General features: G+C 40.2%; 20 protein-coding genes. All 20 read left to right on the top strand.

From position 1 onward, the window contains the following. The first annotated feature begins 77 nt into the window (after positions 1-77). The 20 genes from DXN33_RS04645 (at position 78) to DXN33_RS04545 (ending at position 17,836) form a co-directional block, all read left to right on the top strand. Positions 78-581 carry a phosphatase PAP2 family protein gene (locus DXN33_RS04645; protein ID WP_181897288.1) on the top strand — a complete coding sequence of 168 codons (504 nt, stop codon included), beginning with the start codon at positions 78-80 and terminating at the stop codon, positions 579-581. A 113-nt stretch (positions 582-694) separates the two neighbouring features. Then, positions 695-1,141 (top strand): LytTR family DNA-binding domain-containing protein, encoded by a 447-nt coding sequence (locus DXN33_RS04640; RefSeq protein ID WP_000776606.1) that lies wholly within the window; start codon positions 695-697, stop codon positions 1,139-1,141. Positions 1,142-1,145: 4 nt separating this feature from the next. After that, a complete protein-coding gene (locus DXN33_RS04635) occupies positions 1,146-1,820 on the top strand; it encodes a LiaF transmembrane domain-containing protein (RefSeq protein ID WP_115904498.1) in 675 nt (224 codons plus the stop codon). A gap of 106 nt (positions 1,821-1,926) precedes the next feature. Continuing rightward, positions 1,927-2,115 carry a 50S ribosomal protein L28 gene (gene rpmB, locus DXN33_RS04630; RefSeq protein WP_001140948.1) on the top strand — a complete coding sequence of 63 codons (189 nt, stop codon included), beginning with the start codon at positions 1,927-1,929 and terminating at the stop codon, positions 2,113-2,115. 155 nt (positions 2,116-2,270) lie between these two features. After that, positions 2,271-2,636 carry an Asp23/Gls24 family envelope stress response protein gene (locus DXN33_RS04625; RefSeq protein WP_115904497.1) on the top strand — a complete coding sequence of 122 codons (366 nt, stop codon included), beginning with the start codon at positions 2,271-2,273 and terminating at the stop codon, positions 2,634-2,636. A gap of 2 nt (positions 2,637-2,638) precedes the next feature. Beyond that, the gene (locus DXN33_RS04620; protein ID WP_000036655.1) at positions 2,639-4,306 is read left to right on the top strand and encodes a DAK2 domain-containing protein; all 1,668 of its coding nucleotides are present in this window, start codon (positions 2,639-2,641) and stop codon (positions 4,304-4,306) included. Between the two features lie 124 nt (positions 4,307-4,430). Next, a complete protein-coding gene (locus DXN33_RS04615; RefSeq protein WP_025170070.1) occupies positions 4,431-4,637 on the top strand; it encodes a hypothetical protein in 207 nt (68 codons plus the stop codon). Then, positions 4,634-4,828, top strand: coding sequence for a hypothetical protein (locus tag DXN33_RS04610; RefSeq protein WP_115904496.1), 195 nt, complete (start codon positions 4,634-4,636; stop codon positions 4,826-4,828). Before DXN33_RS04615 ends, DXN33_RS04610 begins: the two co-directional genes overlap by 4 nt. Beyond that, the gene (locus DXN33_RS04605; RefSeq protein WP_115904495.1) at positions 4,815-5,699 is read left to right on the top strand and encodes an ABC transporter ATP-binding protein; all 885 of its coding nucleotides are present in this window, start codon (positions 4,815-4,817) and stop codon (positions 5,697-5,699) included. Before DXN33_RS04610 ends, DXN33_RS04605 begins: the two co-directional genes overlap by 14 nt. 1 nt (position 5,700) lies before the next feature. Next, positions 5,701-6,438: an ABC transporter permease gene (locus DXN33_RS04600; RefSeq protein WP_115904494.1), complete on the top strand. Its 738-nt coding sequence runs from the start codon at positions 5,701-5,703 to the stop codon at positions 6,436-6,438. Beyond that, positions 6,438-7,535: a sensor histidine kinase gene (locus DXN33_RS04595; RefSeq protein ID WP_115904493.1), complete on the top strand. Its 1,098-nt coding sequence runs from the start codon at positions 6,438-6,440 to the stop codon at positions 7,533-7,535. Before DXN33_RS04600 ends, DXN33_RS04595 begins: the two co-directional genes overlap by 1 nt. Before the next feature lies 1 nt (position 7,536). Next, positions 7,537-8,136 carry a response regulator transcription factor gene (locus DXN33_RS04590; protein WP_115904492.1) on the top strand — a complete coding sequence of 200 codons (600 nt, stop codon included), beginning with the start codon at positions 7,537-7,539 and terminating at the stop codon, positions 8,134-8,136. A 312-nt stretch (positions 8,137-8,448) separates the two neighbouring features. Then, a complete protein-coding gene (gene rpsL, locus DXN33_RS04580; RefSeq protein WP_001142332.1) occupies positions 8,449-8,862 on the top strand; it encodes a 30S ribosomal protein S12 in 414 nt (137 codons plus the stop codon). A 19-nt stretch (positions 8,863-8,881) separates the two neighbouring features. Beyond that, the gene (gene rpsG, locus DXN33_RS04575; RefSeq protein WP_000087873.1) at positions 8,882-9,352 is read left to right on the top strand and encodes a 30S ribosomal protein S7; all 471 of its coding nucleotides are present in this window, start codon (positions 8,882-8,884) and stop codon (positions 9,350-9,352) included. A gap of 392 nt (positions 9,353-9,744) precedes the next feature. Then, complete coding sequence (gene fusA / locus DXN33_RS04570) at positions 9,745-11,826, top strand: elongation factor G (RefSeq protein ID WP_115904491.1); 2,082 nt, start codon at positions 9,745-9,747, stop codon at positions 11,824-11,826. Positions 11,827-12,152: 326 nt separating this feature from the next. Then, positions 12,153-13,853, top strand: a complete 1,701-nt coding sequence (locus tag DXN33_RS04565; RefSeq protein WP_000411735.1) for an acetolactate synthase large subunit — start codon at positions 12,153-12,155, stop codon at positions 13,851-13,853. Continuing rightward, the gene (gene ilvN / locus DXN33_RS04560) at positions 13,846-14,322 is read left to right on the top strand and encodes an acetolactate synthase small subunit (RefSeq protein WP_001253803.1); all 477 of its coding nucleotides are present in this window, start codon (positions 13,846-13,848) and stop codon (positions 14,320-14,322) included. Before DXN33_RS04565 ends, ilvN begins: the two co-directional genes overlap by 8 nt. 66 nt (positions 14,323-14,388) lie before the next feature. Then, positions 14,389-15,411 (top strand): ketol-acid reductoisomerase, encoded by a 1,023-nt coding sequence (gene ilvC, locus DXN33_RS04555; protein WP_000290683.1) that lies wholly within the window; start codon positions 14,389-14,391, stop codon positions 15,409-15,411. Positions 15,412-15,527: 116 nt separating this feature from the next. Further along, the gene (ilvA, locus tag DXN33_RS04550; RefSeq protein WP_033682348.1) at positions 15,528-16,778 is read left to right on the top strand and encodes a threonine ammonia-lyase IlvA; all 1,251 of its coding nucleotides are present in this window, start codon (positions 15,528-15,530) and stop codon (positions 16,776-16,778) included. Positions 16,779-17,620: 842 nt separating this feature from the next. Beyond that, positions 17,621-17,836 carry a hypothetical protein gene (locus DXN33_RS04545; protein WP_001130035.1) on the top strand — a complete coding sequence of 72 codons (216 nt, stop codon included), beginning with the start codon at positions 17,621-17,623 and terminating at the stop codon, positions 17,834-17,836. The last annotated feature ends 52 nt before the right edge of the window (positions 17,837-17,888 follow it).

The following is a 17,888-nucleotide window of genomic DNA, read 5'->3' as shown; positions in this document are numbered from 1 at the left end:
GGCCTTCTTTTTCTGCACTATACTAGAAGACAAGTGCTTCCCTATAAGCAAAATTTGAGTAAGTGATGAGAAAATATATGAAAAATTATCAAGAATGGTATGACCATATTGCTAGTAAGATTGAAAATAAGCCTATCTTTCTGAGACTGTTAAGAACTTTCAATCGGTTCATGACGGTAGTTATGCCTATGATTTATCTAACCTTGTTAGCAACTACCTATCTTCAAGAAGGACTTGGGAAACAGGTCTTGATCTATGTGTTTATCCCTGCATCAGGTTTTGTGATTTTGTCCTTTCTTCGTAAGAAAATCAATGCCCCTAGGCCTTATGAGGAATGGGATATTAAACCCTTACTTGACAGAGATAGTCCTGGTCAGTCAATGCCCAGTCGTCATGTCTTTTCAGCAACCATTATCTCCATGGCTTGCATGCATGCTAGTCTACCTATAGGGATGATTTGTTTGACATTATCAGCCTTCCTAGGTCTAGTGAGAGTCTTAGGTGGCGTGCATTATCCCAAGGATGTAGTGGTTGGCTATATTTGTGCTCTTGTATGGGGTGTGATTTTCTTTCTATGTTGACCTGTAAGTTAAGGTGGTCCCACAACCACTTACGAGTCTAAAGTAACCACTTGCTTTTTTGCTCTTGTTTTCTTATTTTCCCTTTGATATAGTAGAGTCAGAAAGGAGATGGAATGAAGTTACGAATCGAAATTGACAGCAATTTAGAGGAAACTGAAATTGTCATCAAGGCAGCGGCTTTGACAGATGAGATTGCGGATTTACAGCGGCTCTTGCAAGAGTCCAAGTCTCCTAGGTTGATTTTTTACAAGGGAACAGGTGAATATTATCTGGACTTATCGGAAATTCTCTTCTTTGAGACAGAAGGTAGCAAGATTTACGCCCATACCCAGAAAGATGCCTACGAGGTTCGACTTAAACTCTATGAGTTAGAGGCTATCCTTCCTCGATATTTTAGTCGGGTATCCAAGTCGACTATTGCAAATATCCGTCAGGTTTACTCGGTGGACAAATCCTTTTCAGGAACGGGCACCATTTCCTTTTATCAGACCCACAAGGAGGTTCATGTGTCACGGCATTATCAATCCCTCCTAAAAGAAAATCTAAGAAACATGAGGTAAGAACATGAAAAAGAAAGCATTTGGTATTGTGTTGCTGGTTTTAGCAGCATGGATTTTGTTGCAAGGAAATTTTGGCATTCCTTCTTTGGATGGTAAAATATGGCCTTTACTTGGTATCGTCTTTTTTGCCTACCAGTCAGTTGAATCTTTGCTTCGTCGTCACCTGACATCAGCAGTTTTGACCGCTCTAGTAGCCTTAATGATTGCAAATCATTTTTATAACATTTTGCCTATCCCAAATCAGTCTCTATTTTGGGCAAGTATCTTAGCAGTGCTAGGTGTTGGCTATCTCACTCACTCAAGTAAGTTTTGGAATGGGAAAAAATGGTGGTATGACGGTGAAAAGACCATTCTGACAGACAAGGAAGTCGCTTTTGGAAGTGGGACTTTCTATAAACAAGATCAAGATCTTGTAGAAGACCAAGTAGAAGTTGCTTTTGGGAATGCAAAAATCTACTATGACAATGCAGAGATGTTGGGAGATAGCGCAACCTTGAAGATAGAAGTCGGTTTTGGGAATGCAGTTATCTATGTTCCTCAACATTGGGGAGTTGATTTAAAGGTAGAAACTTTCTGTGGCGTAGCCAAGGCAGATACTCCTCTAGCCCCAACCAGCAAAACCTTGATTATTCGCGGGGAAGTGGCTTTTGGTAAACTTGGTGTTGTCTACGTCAAATAAAAAAATCTTCCAATCCCCTTGCCAAAACAGAGAAAGTGTGATAACATAGTACAGTATGTGGTGCTAGCACATCCGCTATATTAGATCTAATAGGAGGAAAACACAAATGGCTAAAGTATGTTACTTTACAGGTCGTAAGACTGTATCAGGAAACAACCGTTCACACGCGATGAACCAAACAAAACGTGCCGTAAAACCAAACCTTCAAAAAGTTACTGTTCTTATCGATGGTAAACCTAAAAAAGTTTGGGCTTCAGCTCGTGCTTTGAAATCAGGTAAAGTTGAACGCGTTTAATAATAAAAGTAAGGAGACCTTATGGTCTTTTTTCTTTTACTGTAGATATAAAATCATTTGAAAAATAGAGTAAATATCCGCTGATACAGTATTCTGCTTTTACACTTGGAATGAAATATGATAAAATAGAGTATCAACTAGTTGAGGTAAAAAGGATGACTGTAAAAATTAATACAAAAGATGGTCAAATCGAACTAACAGATGAAGTGATAGCAACCGTCGTAGGTGGAGCAGCAACTGAGATTTTTGGTGTGGTCGGTATGGCTAGTAAAAATGCCCTCAAAGATAACTTCCAAGCCCTTCTAGGTAAGGAAAATTATTCTAAAGGTGTCGTCGTAAAAGCGTCCGAAGATGGCAGTATTGCAGTTGATGTATATACCGTGTTGAGCTACGGAACAAAGATTAGCGAAGTGTCAAAAAACATTCAAGAGCGTGTTCGTTTTAGTTTGGAAAACCAACTTGGAATTACTGCTCAGACTGTAAATGTATACATTCAAAATATCAAAGTTGTAGGAGAATAACCGTGTCAAAAATTACTACTAGCTTATTTCAAGAAATGGTGCAGGCTGCATCAACTCGTTTGAATAAGCAAGCTGAATATGTCAATTCATTAAACGTCTTTCCAGTTCCAGATGGAGATACTGGTACAAATATGGGAATGACCATTGAAAATGGTGCTAAAGAAGTTGCAGACAAGCCAGCTTCTACTGTTGGAGAGGTGGCAAGCATTCTTGCAAAAGGTCTTTTGATGGGTGCGCGTGGGAACTCAGGAGTTATTACATCTCAGCTTTTCCGCGGATTTTCACAAGCCATCAAGGATAAAGACGAGTTAACAGGTCAAGATTTGGCTCTTGCCTTCCAATCAGGTGTGGAAGTTGCTTATAAGGCAGTTATGAAACCAGTTGAAGGAACGATTTTGACAGTTTCTCGTGGTGCTGCTATCGGTGCTAAGAAAAAAGCTGAGCAAACAGATGATGCTGTTGAAGTAATGCGTGCAGCCTTGGAAGGTGCTAAAACAGCTCTAGCTAAAACGCCAGATATGCTTCCAGTCTTGAAGGAAGTTGGCGTTGTGGACTCAGGTGGTCAAGGATTGGTCTTCATCTACGAAGGTTTCCTCTCAGCCCTTACTGGCGAATATATTGCATCTGAGGACTTTGTAGCGACTCCGGCCAACATGAGTGAAATGATCAATGCTGAACATCATAAGTCTGTAGCTGGTCACGTAGCGACTGAGGACATCACCTTTGGTTACTGTACTGAAATCATGGTAGCTCTTAAGCAAGGTCCAACCTATGCCAAAGATTTTGACTACGACGAATTCCGTAACTACTTGAATGAACTCGGGGATTCTCTCCTTGTTGTCAATGATGATGAAATTGTCAAAGTCCATGTCCATACAGAAGATCCAGGACTTGTTATGCAAGAAGGTCTCAAATATGGTAGCTTGGTCAAGGTAAAAGTTGACAATATGCGTAACCAACACGAAGCACAGGTTGAGAAAGAAGCTGCTCAAGTTAGCAAACCAGCTGAAGAAAAAGAGTATGCTTTGATTGCTGTAGTGGCTGGTAAAGGTCTAGCAGATATCTTCCGTTCTCAAGGTGTGGATTATGTTATCGAAGGCGGTCAAACTATGAACCCTTCAACAGAAGACTTTATCAAGGCTGTTGAACAGGTCAACGCTCGTAACATCATCTTCCTACCAAACAACAAGAATATTTTCATGGCAGCTCAATCTGCAGCAGAAGTTTTGGAGCAACCAGCAGTAGTGGTAGAGGCTCGTACTCTTCCTCAAGGTTTGACAAGTCTTCTTGCCTTTGATCCAAGCAAGTCTATCGAAGAAAACCAAGAGCGTATGACTGCTGCTCTTAGCGATGTCGTTAGCGGAAGCGTCACAACAGCTGTGCGTGATACAACCATTGATGGCTTAGAAATCCATGAAAACGATAATCTTGGTATGGTGGATGGGAAAATCCTCGTGTCAAACCCTGACATGCACCAAACCTTGACAGAAACATTGAAACATATGTTGGATGAAGATAGTGAAATCGTCACCTTCTATGTTGGTGAAGACGGAAGCGAAGAACTTGCCAATGAAATTGCCCAAGAAATCGCAGAAGAATTCGAAGATGTTGAAGTAGAGATTCACCAAGGCCAACAACCAGTTTACCCATACCTATTTAGTGTGGAATAAAAATTTAATAGATTAAAAAGAAAGTTGATTTTACAACTTTCTTTTTTTATGACATTTGTCATATTTCCTCATGACAGAAGCTTCTAGTGACTATACCTTCAAAGAATTATACTAGATGTATCAAATGGAGGAAGAAAAAATGAAACATAAAGTAATTGTCGCAATGAGTTTAGTAGCAGCAGGAGTCATGACTTATCTCATGTTTTCAGGATTGGATGAAGGTTTCTATCATTTTCCTTGGGAGCTATTTGCAGGATTTGGAATGATGTCCTGGCTTATCCGAGAAGGTTTGAAATTAGTCTCAGATGTGAAAAAGGAGTTTGAAAAATGAAAAAAGCGATTCTATATCTTTTTATTGGACTATCACTAGTGGTATGGTTGGTAGAAATGTTTATAGGTTGGTTTGATCAAGCCTTCCTTCACCAATTCATCCGTGGTGCCTGGGGATTAGGATTTATGATTTTTATCGCCTTTCCGATGGGAAAGGAGTGGCTGAAAGGAGAATATCATGAACATGATTGAGGTAGAAAGCCTAAATAAAAACATTAAGGGCAAGGCTATTTTGAAGGATATTTCCTTTGAGGTAGCTGAAGGTGAATGCGTCGCCTTGATTGGGCCAAATGGTGCTGGGAAGACAACACTCTTGGACTGTCTGCTTGGAGATAAACTGGTCTCCAGCGGTCAAGTATCCATCCAAGGCTTGCCAGTGACGAGCTCTAAGTTAGACTACACAAGTTCCTACCTCCCTCAAGAAAATGTCATCGTTCAGAAATTAAAGGTAAAAGAGTTGATTGTTTTCTTTCAACGTATCTATCCAAATCCCTTGAGCGAGCAGGAAATTGATCAACTATTGCAGTTTGACCAGCAACAAAAAGAACAATTTGCAGAAAAATTGTCAGGTGGGCAGAAGCGTCTTTTCTCTTTTATCTTGACCTTAATTGGGCGACCAAAGCTTGTCTTTTTAGATGAGCCTACATCGGCTATGGATACATCAACTCGTCAACGTTTTTGGGAGATTGTCGATCAGTTAAAGAAAAATGGTGTGACCATTGTCTATTCTTCTCACTATATCGAAGAGGTGGAGCATACGGCTGATCGAATCTTGGTGCTACACAAGGGTGAATTGATTCGTGATACAACGCCTCTAGCTATGCGTAGTGAGGAGATTGAAAAGCACTTTATCCTTCCTCTAGCATATAAGGAAGTTGTCGAACAGTCAAACTTGGTTGAAAACTGGTCACAAAAACAGGATGCTCTACAAGTAGTCACACGCGAAGCAGATGCTTTCTGGGAACTATTAGTCCGAGCAGGATGTAGGATTCAAGAAATTGAAGTCAATAATCGTAGCTTACTGGATACAATCTTTGAAGAAACACAAAAGGGAGATGACTAAGATGAAACAATGGATAGCATTAAATAAGATAGAATTTCTATTGACCAAACGACAATTAGTCTACTATCTATTATCCGTAGGGATGCCGACAGCCTTCTATTTATTCTTTTCAGGCATGTACCAGGACACACCAGGTGGACCGGCTAATTTTATGCGTGATTACCTCATCTCCATGACAGCCTTTTCCATGATGTCGACAGCTATGTTTTCATTCCCAGCTGTTTTACATACAGATAAAATCAACAACTGGCAGAAAACATTGCGCCATACTCCGGTAAATATGGTAGAATATTATCTATCAAAGATAACAAGTATGATGTTTGATTATCTGGTCTCAATCCTGGTTGTTTTTTCAGTTGGGCACTTGGTCAGAGGTGTGGATATGCCTTTAGGAAGCTGGATTGGGGCTGCGCTCTTGCTGATAGTAGGAAGTGTAGCTTTTGTAGCGATTGGCTTGACCTTGACACTCTTGCCTTCTAGTCAGCTAATGTCTGTCGTGGGCAATCTTCTCTATCTAGGCTTGGCTGTTTTAGGCGGACTCTGGATGCCCATCTCTTTATTTCCAGACTGGATGCAAGCAATCGGGAAGTGTCTACCAACTTATCAGTTGATGGAGTTGCTCAAGACCTTCTTAAACGAGGGTGGCATCAATTTATCAGCCACAGTTTATCTACTTGTTTTTTCAGCAGTTTTGTTTGGTTTGACCATTTACCTTCAAGGTCATAAGGAGAATTCTTAATGCTTGAAAGACTGAAAAGCATAGACTATATGTATTGGGCCAGTTTGATTTTTATGGTTTTTCCCATCGTTCCTGTAGTGACTGGATGGCTTTCTGCCTGGCATTTATTGAGTGATATTCTATTTGTAGTGGCGTATTTGGGTGTTTTAACAACTAAGAGCCAGTACCTATCTTGGCTATATTGGAGCCTCATGCTGACTTATGTAGTTGGGAATACTGCCTTTGTTGCTGTGAATTATATCTGGTTTTTCTTTTTCCTATCTAATCTCTTAATTTATCATTTTGGCGTACGTAGTTTAAAGTCTTTACATGTCTGGACTTTTCTTCTTGCTCAAGTCCTTGTTGTGGGCCAACTGTTGATTTTTCAGAGAATCGAAGTTGAGTTTCTATTCTATATACTTGTAATTCTTGCTTTTGTCGATTTAATGACTTTTGGCTTGGTTCGGATTCGGATTGTGGAGGATTTGAAAGAAGCGCAGGCTAAGCAAAATGCCCAGATAAATCTATTGCTAGCTGAAAATGAACGTAGTCGTATCGGTCAAGATTTGCATGATAGTCTGGGGCATACCTTTGCTATGCTTAGTGTTAAAACTGATCTAGCCATGCAGTTATTTCAAATACAGGCTTATCCACAGGTGGAAAAGGAATTAAGAGAAATACAGCAAATTAGCAAAGAATCAATGCGTGAAGTGCGAACCATTGTGGAAAATCTTAAGTCTAGAACTTTGACATCCGAACTAGAGACTGTGAAAAAGATGTTAGAAATTGCTGGAATTGAGGTGGAAATAGCTAATCAACTAGATACAGCTAGCTTAACTCAGGAATTGGAGTCAACGGCTTCCATGATTTTGCTTGAATTAGTGACCAATATCATCAAACATGCTAAAGCGTCTAAAGTCTACTTAAAATTAGAACGGGCAGAGAAAGAACTCATTCTAACAGTGAGAGATGATGGCTGTGGCTTTGCTCCTATAAAGGGGGATGACCTCCATACAGTTCGAGATCGTGTTCTTCCATTTTCGGGAGAAGTAAAGGTAATTAGTTGGAAACAACCGACAGAAGTTCAGGTTCGACTACCTTATAAGGAGAGAAACTAAGATGAAACTACTTGTTGCAGAAGATCAAAGTATGTTACGAGATGCCATGTGCCAGTTGCTCACGCTTCAACCAGATGTGGAGTCTGTCCTTCAAGCCAAGAATGGGCAAGAAGCAATCCAACTATTAGAAAAGGAGTCTGTAGATATCGCCATCCTTGACGTAGAAATGCCTGTTAAGACAGGTCTTGAAGTCTTGGAGTGGATACGAGCAGAAAATCTAGAAACAAAGGTGGTTGTGGTGACGACCTTCAAGCGTCCTGGGTATTTTGAACGTGCGGTCAAGGCTGGAGTAGATGCTTATGTATTAAAAGAACGAAGCATTGCAGACCTCATGCAAACCTTGCACACCGTCCTTGAGGGACGCAAGGAGTATTCGCCTGAATTGATGGAAGTGGTGATGATGCATCCCAATCCGTTGACAGAACAAGAAATCGCAGTTTTAAAGGGAATTGCTCAGGGCTTCTCTAACCAAGAAATTGCAGACAAACTCTATCTATCCAACGGAACAGTCCGAAACTATGTCACCAATATTCTTTCAAAGCTAGATGCAGGTAATAGAACAGAGGCAGCTAATATCGCGAAAGAATCTGGTTGGTTGTGATGATATAATATTTTTGAACATTATGTGCTAAAATTGATGGGATTGAATGGAACAATACTAATTTTAGGAGGGTGGGATTCCTCCTTTTTCTTTTTTTGGGGAGCACTACAAAAGAGCTAAAATTAACAATAAAAAAGAAAAATATCTTGACAACCAATGGAAAATTTTGTTACAATAATAGACGGTACTTTTTACTTTTGGTCTCTCAAGAGTGTACAGGGACGTGCTGACAAATGTTGCAAAAGTACACACAGATGATAGCTGTCACCAAGTGTATCATCACCAAAAATAAAAAAACACAGGAGAATGTAGATGCCTACAATTAACCAATTGGTTCGCAAACCGCGTAAATCAAAAGTAGAAAAATCTAAATCACCAGCTTTGAACGTTGGTTACAACAGTCATAAAAAAGTTCAAACAAACGTTTCTTCACCACAAAAACGTGGTGTTGCAACTCGTGTTGGAACAATGACACCTAAAAAACCTAACTCAGCCCTTCGTAAATTCGCTCGTGTACGTTTGAGCAACCTTATCGAAGTTACTGCCTACATCCCAGGTATCGGACACAACTTGCAAGAGCACAGCGTGGTGCTTCTTCGTGGTGGACGTGTAAAAGACCTTCCAGGGGTACGTTACCATATCGTCCGTGGTGCACTTGATACTGCAGGTGTTAACGATCGTAAACAAGGCCGTTCTAAATACGGTACTAAACGTCCAAAAGCATAAGGAAAGGGGATAAAGAGAAATGAGTCGTAAAAATAGAGCTCCAAAACGTGACGTATTGCCAGATCCGCTTTACAATTCACAACTAGTTACTCGTCTTATCAACCGCGTTATGCTTGATGGTAAACGTGGTACAGCTGCTTCAATCGTTTACGGTGCCTTTGAGCAAATCAAAGAAGCTACTGGAAACGATGCACTTGAAGTATTTGAAACAGCTATGGAAAACATCATGCCTGTACTTGAAGTACGTGCACGTCGTGTTGGTGGTTCTAACTACCAAGTCCCAGTTGAAGTTCGTCCAGAACGTCGTACAACACTTGGACTTCGTTGGTTGGTAACAATCGCTCGTCTTCGTGGTGAACACACAATGCAAGACCGTCTTGCAAAAGAAATCTTGGATGCTGCTAACAATACTGGTGCAGCTGTTAAGAAACGTGAAGACACTCACCGTATGGCTGAAGCTAACCGTGCATTCGCACACTTCCGTTGGTAAGATAGGATGCGAAAGCGTTAAGAAAGTCCCAGAGAAAATAGGGAATCAAAGCAGGTTGCGAGTGCAACCAATGAGATTCATCTTTTTCTCCAGACTTTTAGCTTGAGCTCAACTAAATCATGATGCTAGGAACGGCAAGGATGCAAGGTGAAAATAAGAAACTGATGCAGTATTCGATGAATACAAGGAAGTTTATCTTTTTCACACAGCATCCCGTTCCAGCTCAAATTGGCTAACTAACTTTAGCCTGAGTTTAACTCAACTTACCATCTAGTAAGTTGAAACCAACAATAGCATGAAAACATTGAGAACGGGTAGGTCCTGCCTATCCGTTTTTATTAAAATCATGTTATAATAGAATAGGAATCAAAAAAATAGGAGAAACAAACCTCATGGCACGCGAATTTTCACTTGAAAAAACTCGTAATATCGGTATCATGGCTCACGTCGATGCCGGTAAAACAACAACTACTGAGCGTATTCTTTACTACACTGGTAAAATCCACAAAATCGGTGAAACTCACGAAGGTGCGTCACAAATGGACTGGATGGAGCAAGAGCAAGAACGTGGTATCACAATCACATCTGCTGCGACAACAGCTCAATGGAACAACCACCGCGTAAACATCATCGACACACCAGGACACGTGGACTTCACAATCGAAGTACAACGTTCTCTTCGTGTATTGGACGGTGCGGTTACTGTTCTTGACTCACAATCAGGTGTTGAGCCTCAAACTGAAACAGTTTGGCGTCAAGCAACTGAGTACGGAGTTCCACGTATCGTATTTGCCAACAAAATGGACAAAATCGGTGCTGACTTCCTTTACTCAGTAAGCACACTTCACGACCGTCTTCAAGCAAACGCACACCCAATCCAATTGCCAATCGGTGCTGAAGATGACTTCCGCGGTATCATCGACTTGATCAAGATGAAAGCTGAAATCTATACTAACGACCTTGGTACAGATATCCTTGAAGAAGATATTCCAGCTGAATACCTTGACCAAGCTCAAGAATACCGTGAAAAATTGGTTGAAGCAGTTGCTGAAACTGATGAAGACTTGATGATGAAATACCTTGAAGGTGAAGAAATCACTAACGAAGAATTGAAAACTGCTATCCGTAAAGCAACTATCAACGTTGAATTCTTCCCAGTATTGTGTGGTTCTGCCTTCAAGAACAAAGGTGTTCAATTGATGCTTGATGCGGTTATCGACTATCTTCCAAGCCCACTTGATATCCCAGCGATCAAAGGTGTTAACCCAGATACAGACGAAGAAGAAACTCGTCCAGCATCTGACGAAGAGCCATTTGCAGCTCTTGCCTTCAAGATTGCAACAGACCCATTTGTAGGTCGTTTGACATTCTTCCGTGTATACTCAGGTGTTCTTCAATCTGGTTCTTACGTAATGAACACTTCTAAAGGTAAACGTGAACGTATCGGACGTCTTGTGCAATTGCATGCCAATAGTCGTCAAGAAATCGAAACCGTTTATGCTGGTGATATTGCAGCTGCTATTGGTTTGAAGGATACAACTACTGGTGATTCATTGACAGATGAAAAAGCTAAAATCATCCTTGAGTCAATCCACGTTCCAGAACCAGTTATCCAGTTGATGGTTGAGCCAAAATCTAAAGCAGACCAAGACAAGATGGGTATTGCCCTCCAAAAATTGGCTGAAGAAGATCCAACATTCCGTGTTGAGACAAACGTTGAAACTGGTGAAACAGTTATCTCTGGTATGGGTGAACTTCACCTTGACGTCCTTGTTGACCGTATGCGTCGTGAGTTCAAAGTTGAAGCGAACGTAGGTGCTCCTCAAGTATCTTACCGTGAAACATTCCGCGCTTCTACTCAAGCACGTGGATTCTTCAAACGTCAGTCTGGTGGTAAAGGTCAATTCGGTGATGTATGGATTGAGTTTAGTCCAAACGAAGAAGGTAAAGGATTCGAATTCGAAAACGCAATCGTCGGTGGTGTGGTTCCTCGTGAATTTATCCCAGCGGTTGAAAAAGGTTTGGTAGAATCTATGGCTAACGGTGTTCTTGCAGGTTACCCAATGGTTGACGTTAAAGCTAAACTTTACGATGGTTCATACCACGATGTCGACTCATCTGAAACTGCCTTCAAGATTGCGGCTTCACTTGCTCTTAAAGAAGCTGCTAAATCAGCACAACCAGCTATCCTTGAACCAATGATGCTTGTAACAATCACTGTTCCAGAAGAAAACCTTGGTGATGTTATGGGTCACGTAACTGCTCGTCGTGGACGTGTAGATGGTATGGAAGCACATGGTAACAGCCAAATCGTTCGTGCTTACGTTCCACTTGCTGAAATGTTCGGTTACGCAACAGTTCTTCGTTCTGCATCTCAAGGACGTGGTACATTCATGATGGTATTTGACCACTACGAAGATGTACCTAAGTCAGTACAAGAAGAAATCATTAAGAAAAACAAAGGTGAAGACTAATCAGTCCTCGCTATAGAAGGAAGTCACTTAGTGGCTTCCTTTTTTGTAACGTTACGACAAATTTTATACATTCTGAAAATATGAACTCATAAAAATTTACATATAAAAATGAGTTAAAGAAATTTGCGGAAGAAATATATAATTATCAATAGAAATAAGTTGAAAAAGAATATAAATTACCTTTTAAAACTTATAAAAACAATAATAATATTCATAAATAAACGTTAAAATAGAAAATTCAGAAAATTTCTTCTTTTCTCTTGAAAAATTTTGAAAAAATGGTATGATAGTAACAAGTTATTTTTAAGAGAAGAGAAAGGGGAACAATGGAGAAAATCAGTTTAGAATCTCCTAAGACGGGGTCGGACCTAGTTTTGGAAACACTTCGTGATTTAGGAATTGATACCATCTTTGGTTATCCTGGTGGTGCGGTCTTGCCTTTTTATGATGCGATATATAATTTTAAAGGCATTCGCCACATTCTAGGACGCCATGAGCAAGGTTGTTTGCATGAAGCTGAAGGTTATGCCAAATCAACTGGAAAGTTGGGTGTTGCTGTCGTCACTAGCGGACCAGGAGCAACAAATGCCATTACAGGGATTGCAGATGCCATGAGCGACAGTGTTCCCCTCTTGGTCTTTACAGGTCAGGTGGCGCGAGCAGGGATTGGGAAGGATGCCTTTCAGGAGGCAGACATTGTGGGAATTACCATGCCAATCACTAAGTACAATTACCAAGTTCGTGAGACGGCTGATATTCCGCGTATCATTACGGAAGCTGTTCATATCGCAACTACAGGTCGACCAGGGCCAGTCGTAATTGACCTACCTAAAGACGTATCTGCTTTAGAAACAGACTTCATTTATTCACCAGAAGTGAACTTACCAAGCTATCAACCAACTCTTGAGCCAAATGATATGCAAATTAAGAAAATTTTGAAGCAATTATCCAAGGCTAAAAAGCCAGTCTTGCTAGCTGGTGGTGGAATTAGTTATGCTGAAGCAGCTGCAGAATTAAATGAATTTGCAGAACGCTATCAAATTCCAGTGGTAACCAGTCTTTTGGGACAAGGAACGATTGCAACGAGTCATCCACTCTTCCTTGGAATGGGAGGCATGCACGGGTCATTCGCAGCTAATATTGCCATGACGGAAGCGGATTTTATGATTAGTATTGGTTGCCGTTTTGATGACCGCTTGACGGGGAATCCTAAGACTTTCGCTAAGAATGCCAAGGTTGCTCACATTGATATTGATCCAGCTGAGATTGGTAAGATTATCAGTGCAGATATTCCTGTAGTTGGAGATGCTAAGAAAGCTTTGCAAATGTTGCTGGCTGAGCCGACAGTTCATAACAATACTGAGAAATGGATTGAAAAAGTTACTAAAGACAAGAACCGCGTTCGTTCTTATGATAAGAAAGAGCGTGTGGTTCAGCCGCAAGCTGTTATTGAACGCATCGGTGAGTTGACGAATGGTGATGCCATTGTGGTAACAGACGTTGGTCAACACCAAATGTGGACAGCTCAGTATTATCCTTACCAAAATGAACGTCAGTTAGTGACTTCAGGTGGTTTGGGAACCATGGGATTCGGAATTCCAGCAGCAATCGGTGCTAAAATTGCTAACCCAGATAAGGAAGTAGTCTTGTTCGTTGGGGATGGTGGTTTCCAAATGACCAACCAAGAATTGGCTATTTTGAACATTTACAAGGTGCCAATCAAGGTGGTTATGCTGAACAACCACTCACTTGGAATGGTTCGCCAGTGGCAGGAATCCTTCTATGAAGGTAGAACATCAGAGTCAGTCTTTGATACCCTTCCTGATTTCCAATTGATGGCACAGGCTTATGGCATTAAAAACTATAAGTTTGATAATCCTGAGACCTTGGCTCAAGACCTTGAAGTCATCACTGAGGATGTTCCTATGCTAATCGAGGTAGATATTTCTCGTAAGGAGCAGGTGTTGCCAATGGTGCCAGCTGGTAAGAGTAATCATGAGATGTTGGGGGTGAAGTTCCATGCGTAGAATGTTAACAGCAAAACTACAAAATCGTTCAGGAGTCCTCAATCGCTTTACCGGTGTCCTGTCTCGCCGTCAGGTTAATATCGAAAGCATTTCTGTTGGAGCAACAGAAGATCCGAATGTATCGCGTATCACCATTATTATTGATGTGGCTTCACATGATGAAGTGGAGCAAATCATCAAGCAACTCAATCGTCAAATTGATGTGATTCGCATTCGTGATATTACGGATAAACCACACTTGGAGCGCGAGGTGATTTTGGTTAAGATGTCAGCGCCAGCAGAGAAGCGTGCTGAGATTCTAGCCATTATTCAACCTTTCCGTGCAACAGTGGTAGACGTAGCACCAAGCTCGATTACCATTCAGATGACAGGGAATGCTGAAAAGAGTGAAGCTCTATTGCGAGTCATTCGACCATACGGTATTCGCAATATTGCTCGAACGGGTGCAACTGGATTTACCCGCGACTAAAAATCCAACTTAAATTTGTTAAATCAGCTTAAAAGGCAATAAATAATAGAAAAGAGAGAAAAAACTATGGCAGTTCAAATGGAATATGAAAAAGATGTTAAAGTAGCAGCACTTGACGGTAAAAAAATCGCCGTTATCGGTTATGGTTCACAAGGACATGCGCATGCTCAAAACTTGCGTGATTCAGGTCGCGATGTCATCATCGGTGTACGTCCAGGTAAATCTTTTGACAAAGCAAAAGAAGACGGATTTGACACTTACACAGTAGCAGAAGCTACTAAATTGGCTGATGTTATCATGATTTTGGCACCAGACGAAATCCAACAAGAATTGTACGAAGCAGAAATCGCTCCAAACTTGGAAGCTGGAAACGCAGTTGGATTTGCTCATGGTTTCAACATCCACTTTGAATTTATCAAAGTTCCTGCGGATGTAGATGTCTTCATGTGTGCACCTAAAGGGCCAGGACACTTGGTACGTCGTACTTACGAAGAAGGATTTGGTGTGCCAGCTCTTTACGCAGTTTATCAAGATGCAACAGGAAATGCTAAAAACATTGCTATGGACTGGTGTAAAGGTGTTGGGGCAGCTCGTGTAGGTCTTCTTGAAACAACTTATAAAGAAGAAACTGAAGAAGATTTGTTTGGTGAACAAGCTGTACTTTGTGGTGGTTTGACTGCCCTTATCGAAGCAGGTTTCGAAGTCTTGACAGAAGCAGGTTACGCTCCAGAATTGGCTTACTTTGAAGTTCTTCACGAAATGAAATTGATTGTTGACTTGATTTACGAAGGTGGCTTCAAGAAAATGCGTCAATCAATTTCAAACACTGCTGAGTACGGTGACTATGTATCAGGTCCACGTGTAATCACTGAGCAAGTTAAAGAAAACATGAAAGCTGTCTTGGCGGACATCCAAAATGGTAAATTTGCGAATGACTTTGTGAATGATTATAAAGCTGGACGTCCAAAATTGACTGCTTACCGTGAACAAGCAGCTAACCTTGAAATTGAAAAAGTTGGTGCAGAATTGCGTAAAGCAATGCCATTCGTTGGTAAAAACGACGATGATGCATTCAAAATCTACAACTAATTGATAGAAATTAAGGTGAAGGCGAGTTGGGGGGACCTAACTCGCTTTTATAATCAATTCAGCTTTCTTTTAAGAAGATGGATTGAGATAAGTATGAAATAGTCTAGGAGAAAAAGATGTTAAGTTCAAAAGATATCATCAAGGCTCATAAGGTCTTGAATGGTGTGGTTGTGAATACACCGCTGGATTACGACCATTATTTATCGGAGAAGTATGGTGCTAAGATTTATTTGAAAAAAGAAAATGCCCAACGTGTTCGCTCTTTTAAAATTCGTGGTGCCTATTATGCCATTTCCCAGCTCAGCAAGGAAGAACGTGAGCGTGGGGTAGTCTGCGCTTCTGCGGGGAATCATGCGCAGGGAGTTGCCTATACTTGCAATGAAATGAAGATTCCTGCAACTATTTTCATGCCAATTACTACTCCGCAACAAAAAATTGGACAAGTTCGCTTTTTTGGTGGGGATTTCGTAACCATTAAACTAGTTGGAGATACCTTTGATGCCTCAGCTAAAGCAGCTCAAGAATTTACACTCTCTGAAAACCGTACCTTTATTGATCCCTTTGATGATGCCCATGTTCAAGCTGGTCAAGGGACAGTTGCTTATGAGATTTTAGAAGAAGCTCGAAAAGAATCAATTGATTTCGATGCTGTTTTAGTCCCTGTTGGAGGCGGAGGTCTCATTGCTGGAGTTTCGACTTATATCAAGGAAACAAGTCCAGAGATTGAAGTCATTGGGGTAGAGGCTAATGGAGCTCGTTCCATGAAGGCTGCCTTTGAAGCTGGTGGACCAGTCAAACTCAAAGAAATTGACAAATTTGCAGATGGGATTGCTGTGCAAAAGGTAGGACAGTTGACTTATGAGGCAACTCGTCAACATGTTCAAACTTTGGTAGGTGTCGATGAAGGATTGATTTCTGAAACCTTGATTGACCTCTACTCTAAGCAAGGGATTGTCGCAGAACCTGCTGGAGCGGCTAGTATCGCCTCTTTAGAGGTTTTAGCTGAATATATCAAGGGGAAAACTATTTGTTGTATCATTTCTGGAGGAAATAATGACATTAACCGTATGCCAGAAATGGAAGAGCGTGCCTTGATTTATGATGGGATTAAGCATTACTTTGTGGTCAATTTTCCACAGCGTCCAGGGGCCTTGCGTGAATTTGTAAATGATATCTTGGGACCAAATGATGATATCACACGTTTTGAGTATATCAAACGAGCTAGCAAGGGGACAGGACCAGTATTGATTGGGATTGCCTTGGCAGATAAGCATGATTATGCAGGTTTGATTCGTCGAATGGAAGGTTTTGATCCATCTTATATTAACTTAAATGGTAATGAAACGCTCTATAATATGCTAGTCTGAGGACTAATAAAAAAATATCATATTATTTGCACAACTGATGTATAGGTGCTATAATGAGGGTGAAGAAAGGGGGCGATTCCTATGGACTTAGGAAATCGATTAGGCTATTTCTATCACAAGTCATTATAGTACCTATTATTTTTTGATTCAGTTTATAGTAAGGGAGTAAAATTACTTGTTATATATATGGAGTATTTTTGAAATCCACTATTTCATATATGTCTAATCTGAAATTTGGCTAAATATAATAGGAATTAGAAAAAATAATCAATACTAATGAGAAGCCTTATACTGAGTTAACTGAGAAGAGTGATGAGATACTAGGAAGATAAAAACAGTAGAAAATGTTGAAAGATAGGATACTATTGTTTCTTAATTACCAATCTTTTTATTGGTTTAAAGAAACAAAAAGGAATATTGATAAAGTAAATAAATAGTATTAGTTGAGCAAGTGAAAAGTGCTTATAAAGGCAGGAAGAATATCAAAGAAGGAGAAGGGGAAGAATAGTTAGAATAGTGTGGATTTAGATGCTTCTGCTATTGGAAATTTTGATTTTAAGTGGATAAATAGAATAAAGTTGAAGATAAAACCTGTCTAATCTATCAAGAATTGCTATTTGCAAAGCATGAATATTTTTACAAACAAAAGAGTTAATAATACAATTATTTTAAAGGTATTTACTAATGGTTTATAGCAAGGAAAAACCTATATATTATCGGCTTTAATAAGATAGTAATAGGAAAATAAATCATTAATTTTATTGAATATATGTTTTTTTATTGACAAAAGGCATAAAAACGTATACAATTAAATATCGTAAAGAAGAAAATAGGAGAAGGACATGGCTAAGTCAAACTTTGAAAAAGTAGAATCAGTTGTTGGCTGGGTTCGTGATAAGAAAATCACAGGCTACCGTATCTCTAAAGAAACGAATGCGCGTGAAATGTCTATCATTGCTCTAGCGCAGGGGCGTGCAAAAGTTAAAAATATTTCGTTTGAAACGGCTCTAGGTTTAATTGATTTCTATGATAAAAATCATGAAAAATTTGAAGATTAATCTTTGGATAATGGTGGATTCTTGAATAGGGTCTGCCTTTTCATTTTTTGGC

Origin of the sequence: Streptococcus sp. NM, assembly GCF_003390135.1 — a bacterium.
Classification (GTDB): domain Bacteria; phylum Bacillota; class Bacilli; order Lactobacillales; family Streptococcaceae; genus Streptococcus.
The sequence above is the reverse complement of the archived record's forward strand: the minus strand, read 5'-3'. Positions and strand labels throughout refer to the sequence as shown.

Excerpts from the sequence above, each read along its gene's own strand:
- DXN33_RS04645 (WP_181897288.1), top strand. The coding sequence starts at position 78 with ATGAAAAATTATCAAGAATGGTATGACCATATTGCTAGTAAGATTGAA.
- DXN33_RS04640 (WP_000776606.1), top strand. The coding sequence starts at position 695 with ATGAAGTTACGAATCGAAATTGACAGCAATTTAGAGGAAACTGAAATT.
- DXN33_RS04635 (WP_115904498.1), top strand. The coding sequence starts at position 1,146 with ATGAAAAAGAAAGCATTTGGTATTGTGTTGCTGGTTTTAGCAGCATGG.
- rpmB (WP_001140948.1), top strand. The coding sequence starts at position 1,927 with ATGGCTAAAGTATGTTACTTTACAGGTCGTAAGACTGTATCAGGAAAC.
- DXN33_RS04625 (WP_115904497.1), top strand. The coding sequence starts at position 2,271 with ATGACTGTAAAAATTAATACAAAAGATGGTCAAATCGAACTAACAGAT.
- DXN33_RS04615 (WP_025170070.1), top strand. The coding sequence starts at position 4,431 with ATGGAGGAAGAAAAAATGAAACATAAAGTAATTGTCGCAATGAGTTTA.
- DXN33_RS04610 (WP_115904496.1), top strand. The coding sequence starts at position 4,634 with ATGAAAAAAGCGATTCTATATCTTTTTATTGGACTATCACTAGTGGTA.
- DXN33_RS04605 (WP_115904495.1), top strand. The coding sequence starts at position 4,815 with ATGAACATGATTGAGGTAGAAAGCCTAAATAAAAACATTAAGGGCAAG.
- DXN33_RS04600 (WP_115904494.1), top strand. The coding sequence starts at position 5,701 with ATGAAACAATGGATAGCATTAAATAAGATAGAATTTCTATTGACCAAA.
- DXN33_RS04595 (WP_115904493.1), top strand. The coding sequence starts at position 6,438 with ATGCTTGAAAGACTGAAAAGCATAGACTATATGTATTGGGCCAGTTTG.
- DXN33_RS04590 (WP_115904492.1), top strand. The coding sequence starts at position 7,537 with ATGAAACTACTTGTTGCAGAAGATCAAAGTATGTTACGAGATGCCATG.
- rpsL (WP_001142332.1), top strand. The coding sequence starts at position 8,449 with ATGCCTACAATTAACCAATTGGTTCGCAAACCGCGTAAATCAAAAGTA.
- rpsG (WP_000087873.1), top strand. The coding sequence starts at position 8,882 with ATGAGTCGTAAAAATAGAGCTCCAAAACGTGACGTATTGCCAGATCCG.
- fusA (WP_115904491.1), top strand. The coding sequence starts at position 9,745 with ATGGCACGCGAATTTTCACTTGAAAAAACTCGTAATATCGGTATCATG.
- DXN33_RS04565 (WP_000411735.1), top strand. The coding sequence starts at position 12,153 with ATGGAGAAAATCAGTTTAGAATCTCCTAAGACGGGGTCGGACCTAGTT.
- ilvN (WP_001253803.1), top strand. The coding sequence starts at position 13,846 with ATGCGTAGAATGTTAACAGCAAAACTACAAAATCGTTCAGGAGTCCTC.
- ilvC (WP_000290683.1), top strand. The coding sequence starts at position 14,389 with ATGGCAGTTCAAATGGAATATGAAAAAGATGTTAAAGTAGCAGCACTT.
- ilvA (WP_033682348.1), top strand. The coding sequence starts at position 15,528 with ATGTTAAGTTCAAAAGATATCATCAAGGCTCATAAGGTCTTGAATGGT.
- DXN33_RS04545 (WP_001130035.1), top strand. The coding sequence starts at position 17,621 with ATGGCTAAGTCAAACTTTGAAAAAGTAGAATCAGTTGTTGGCTGGGTT.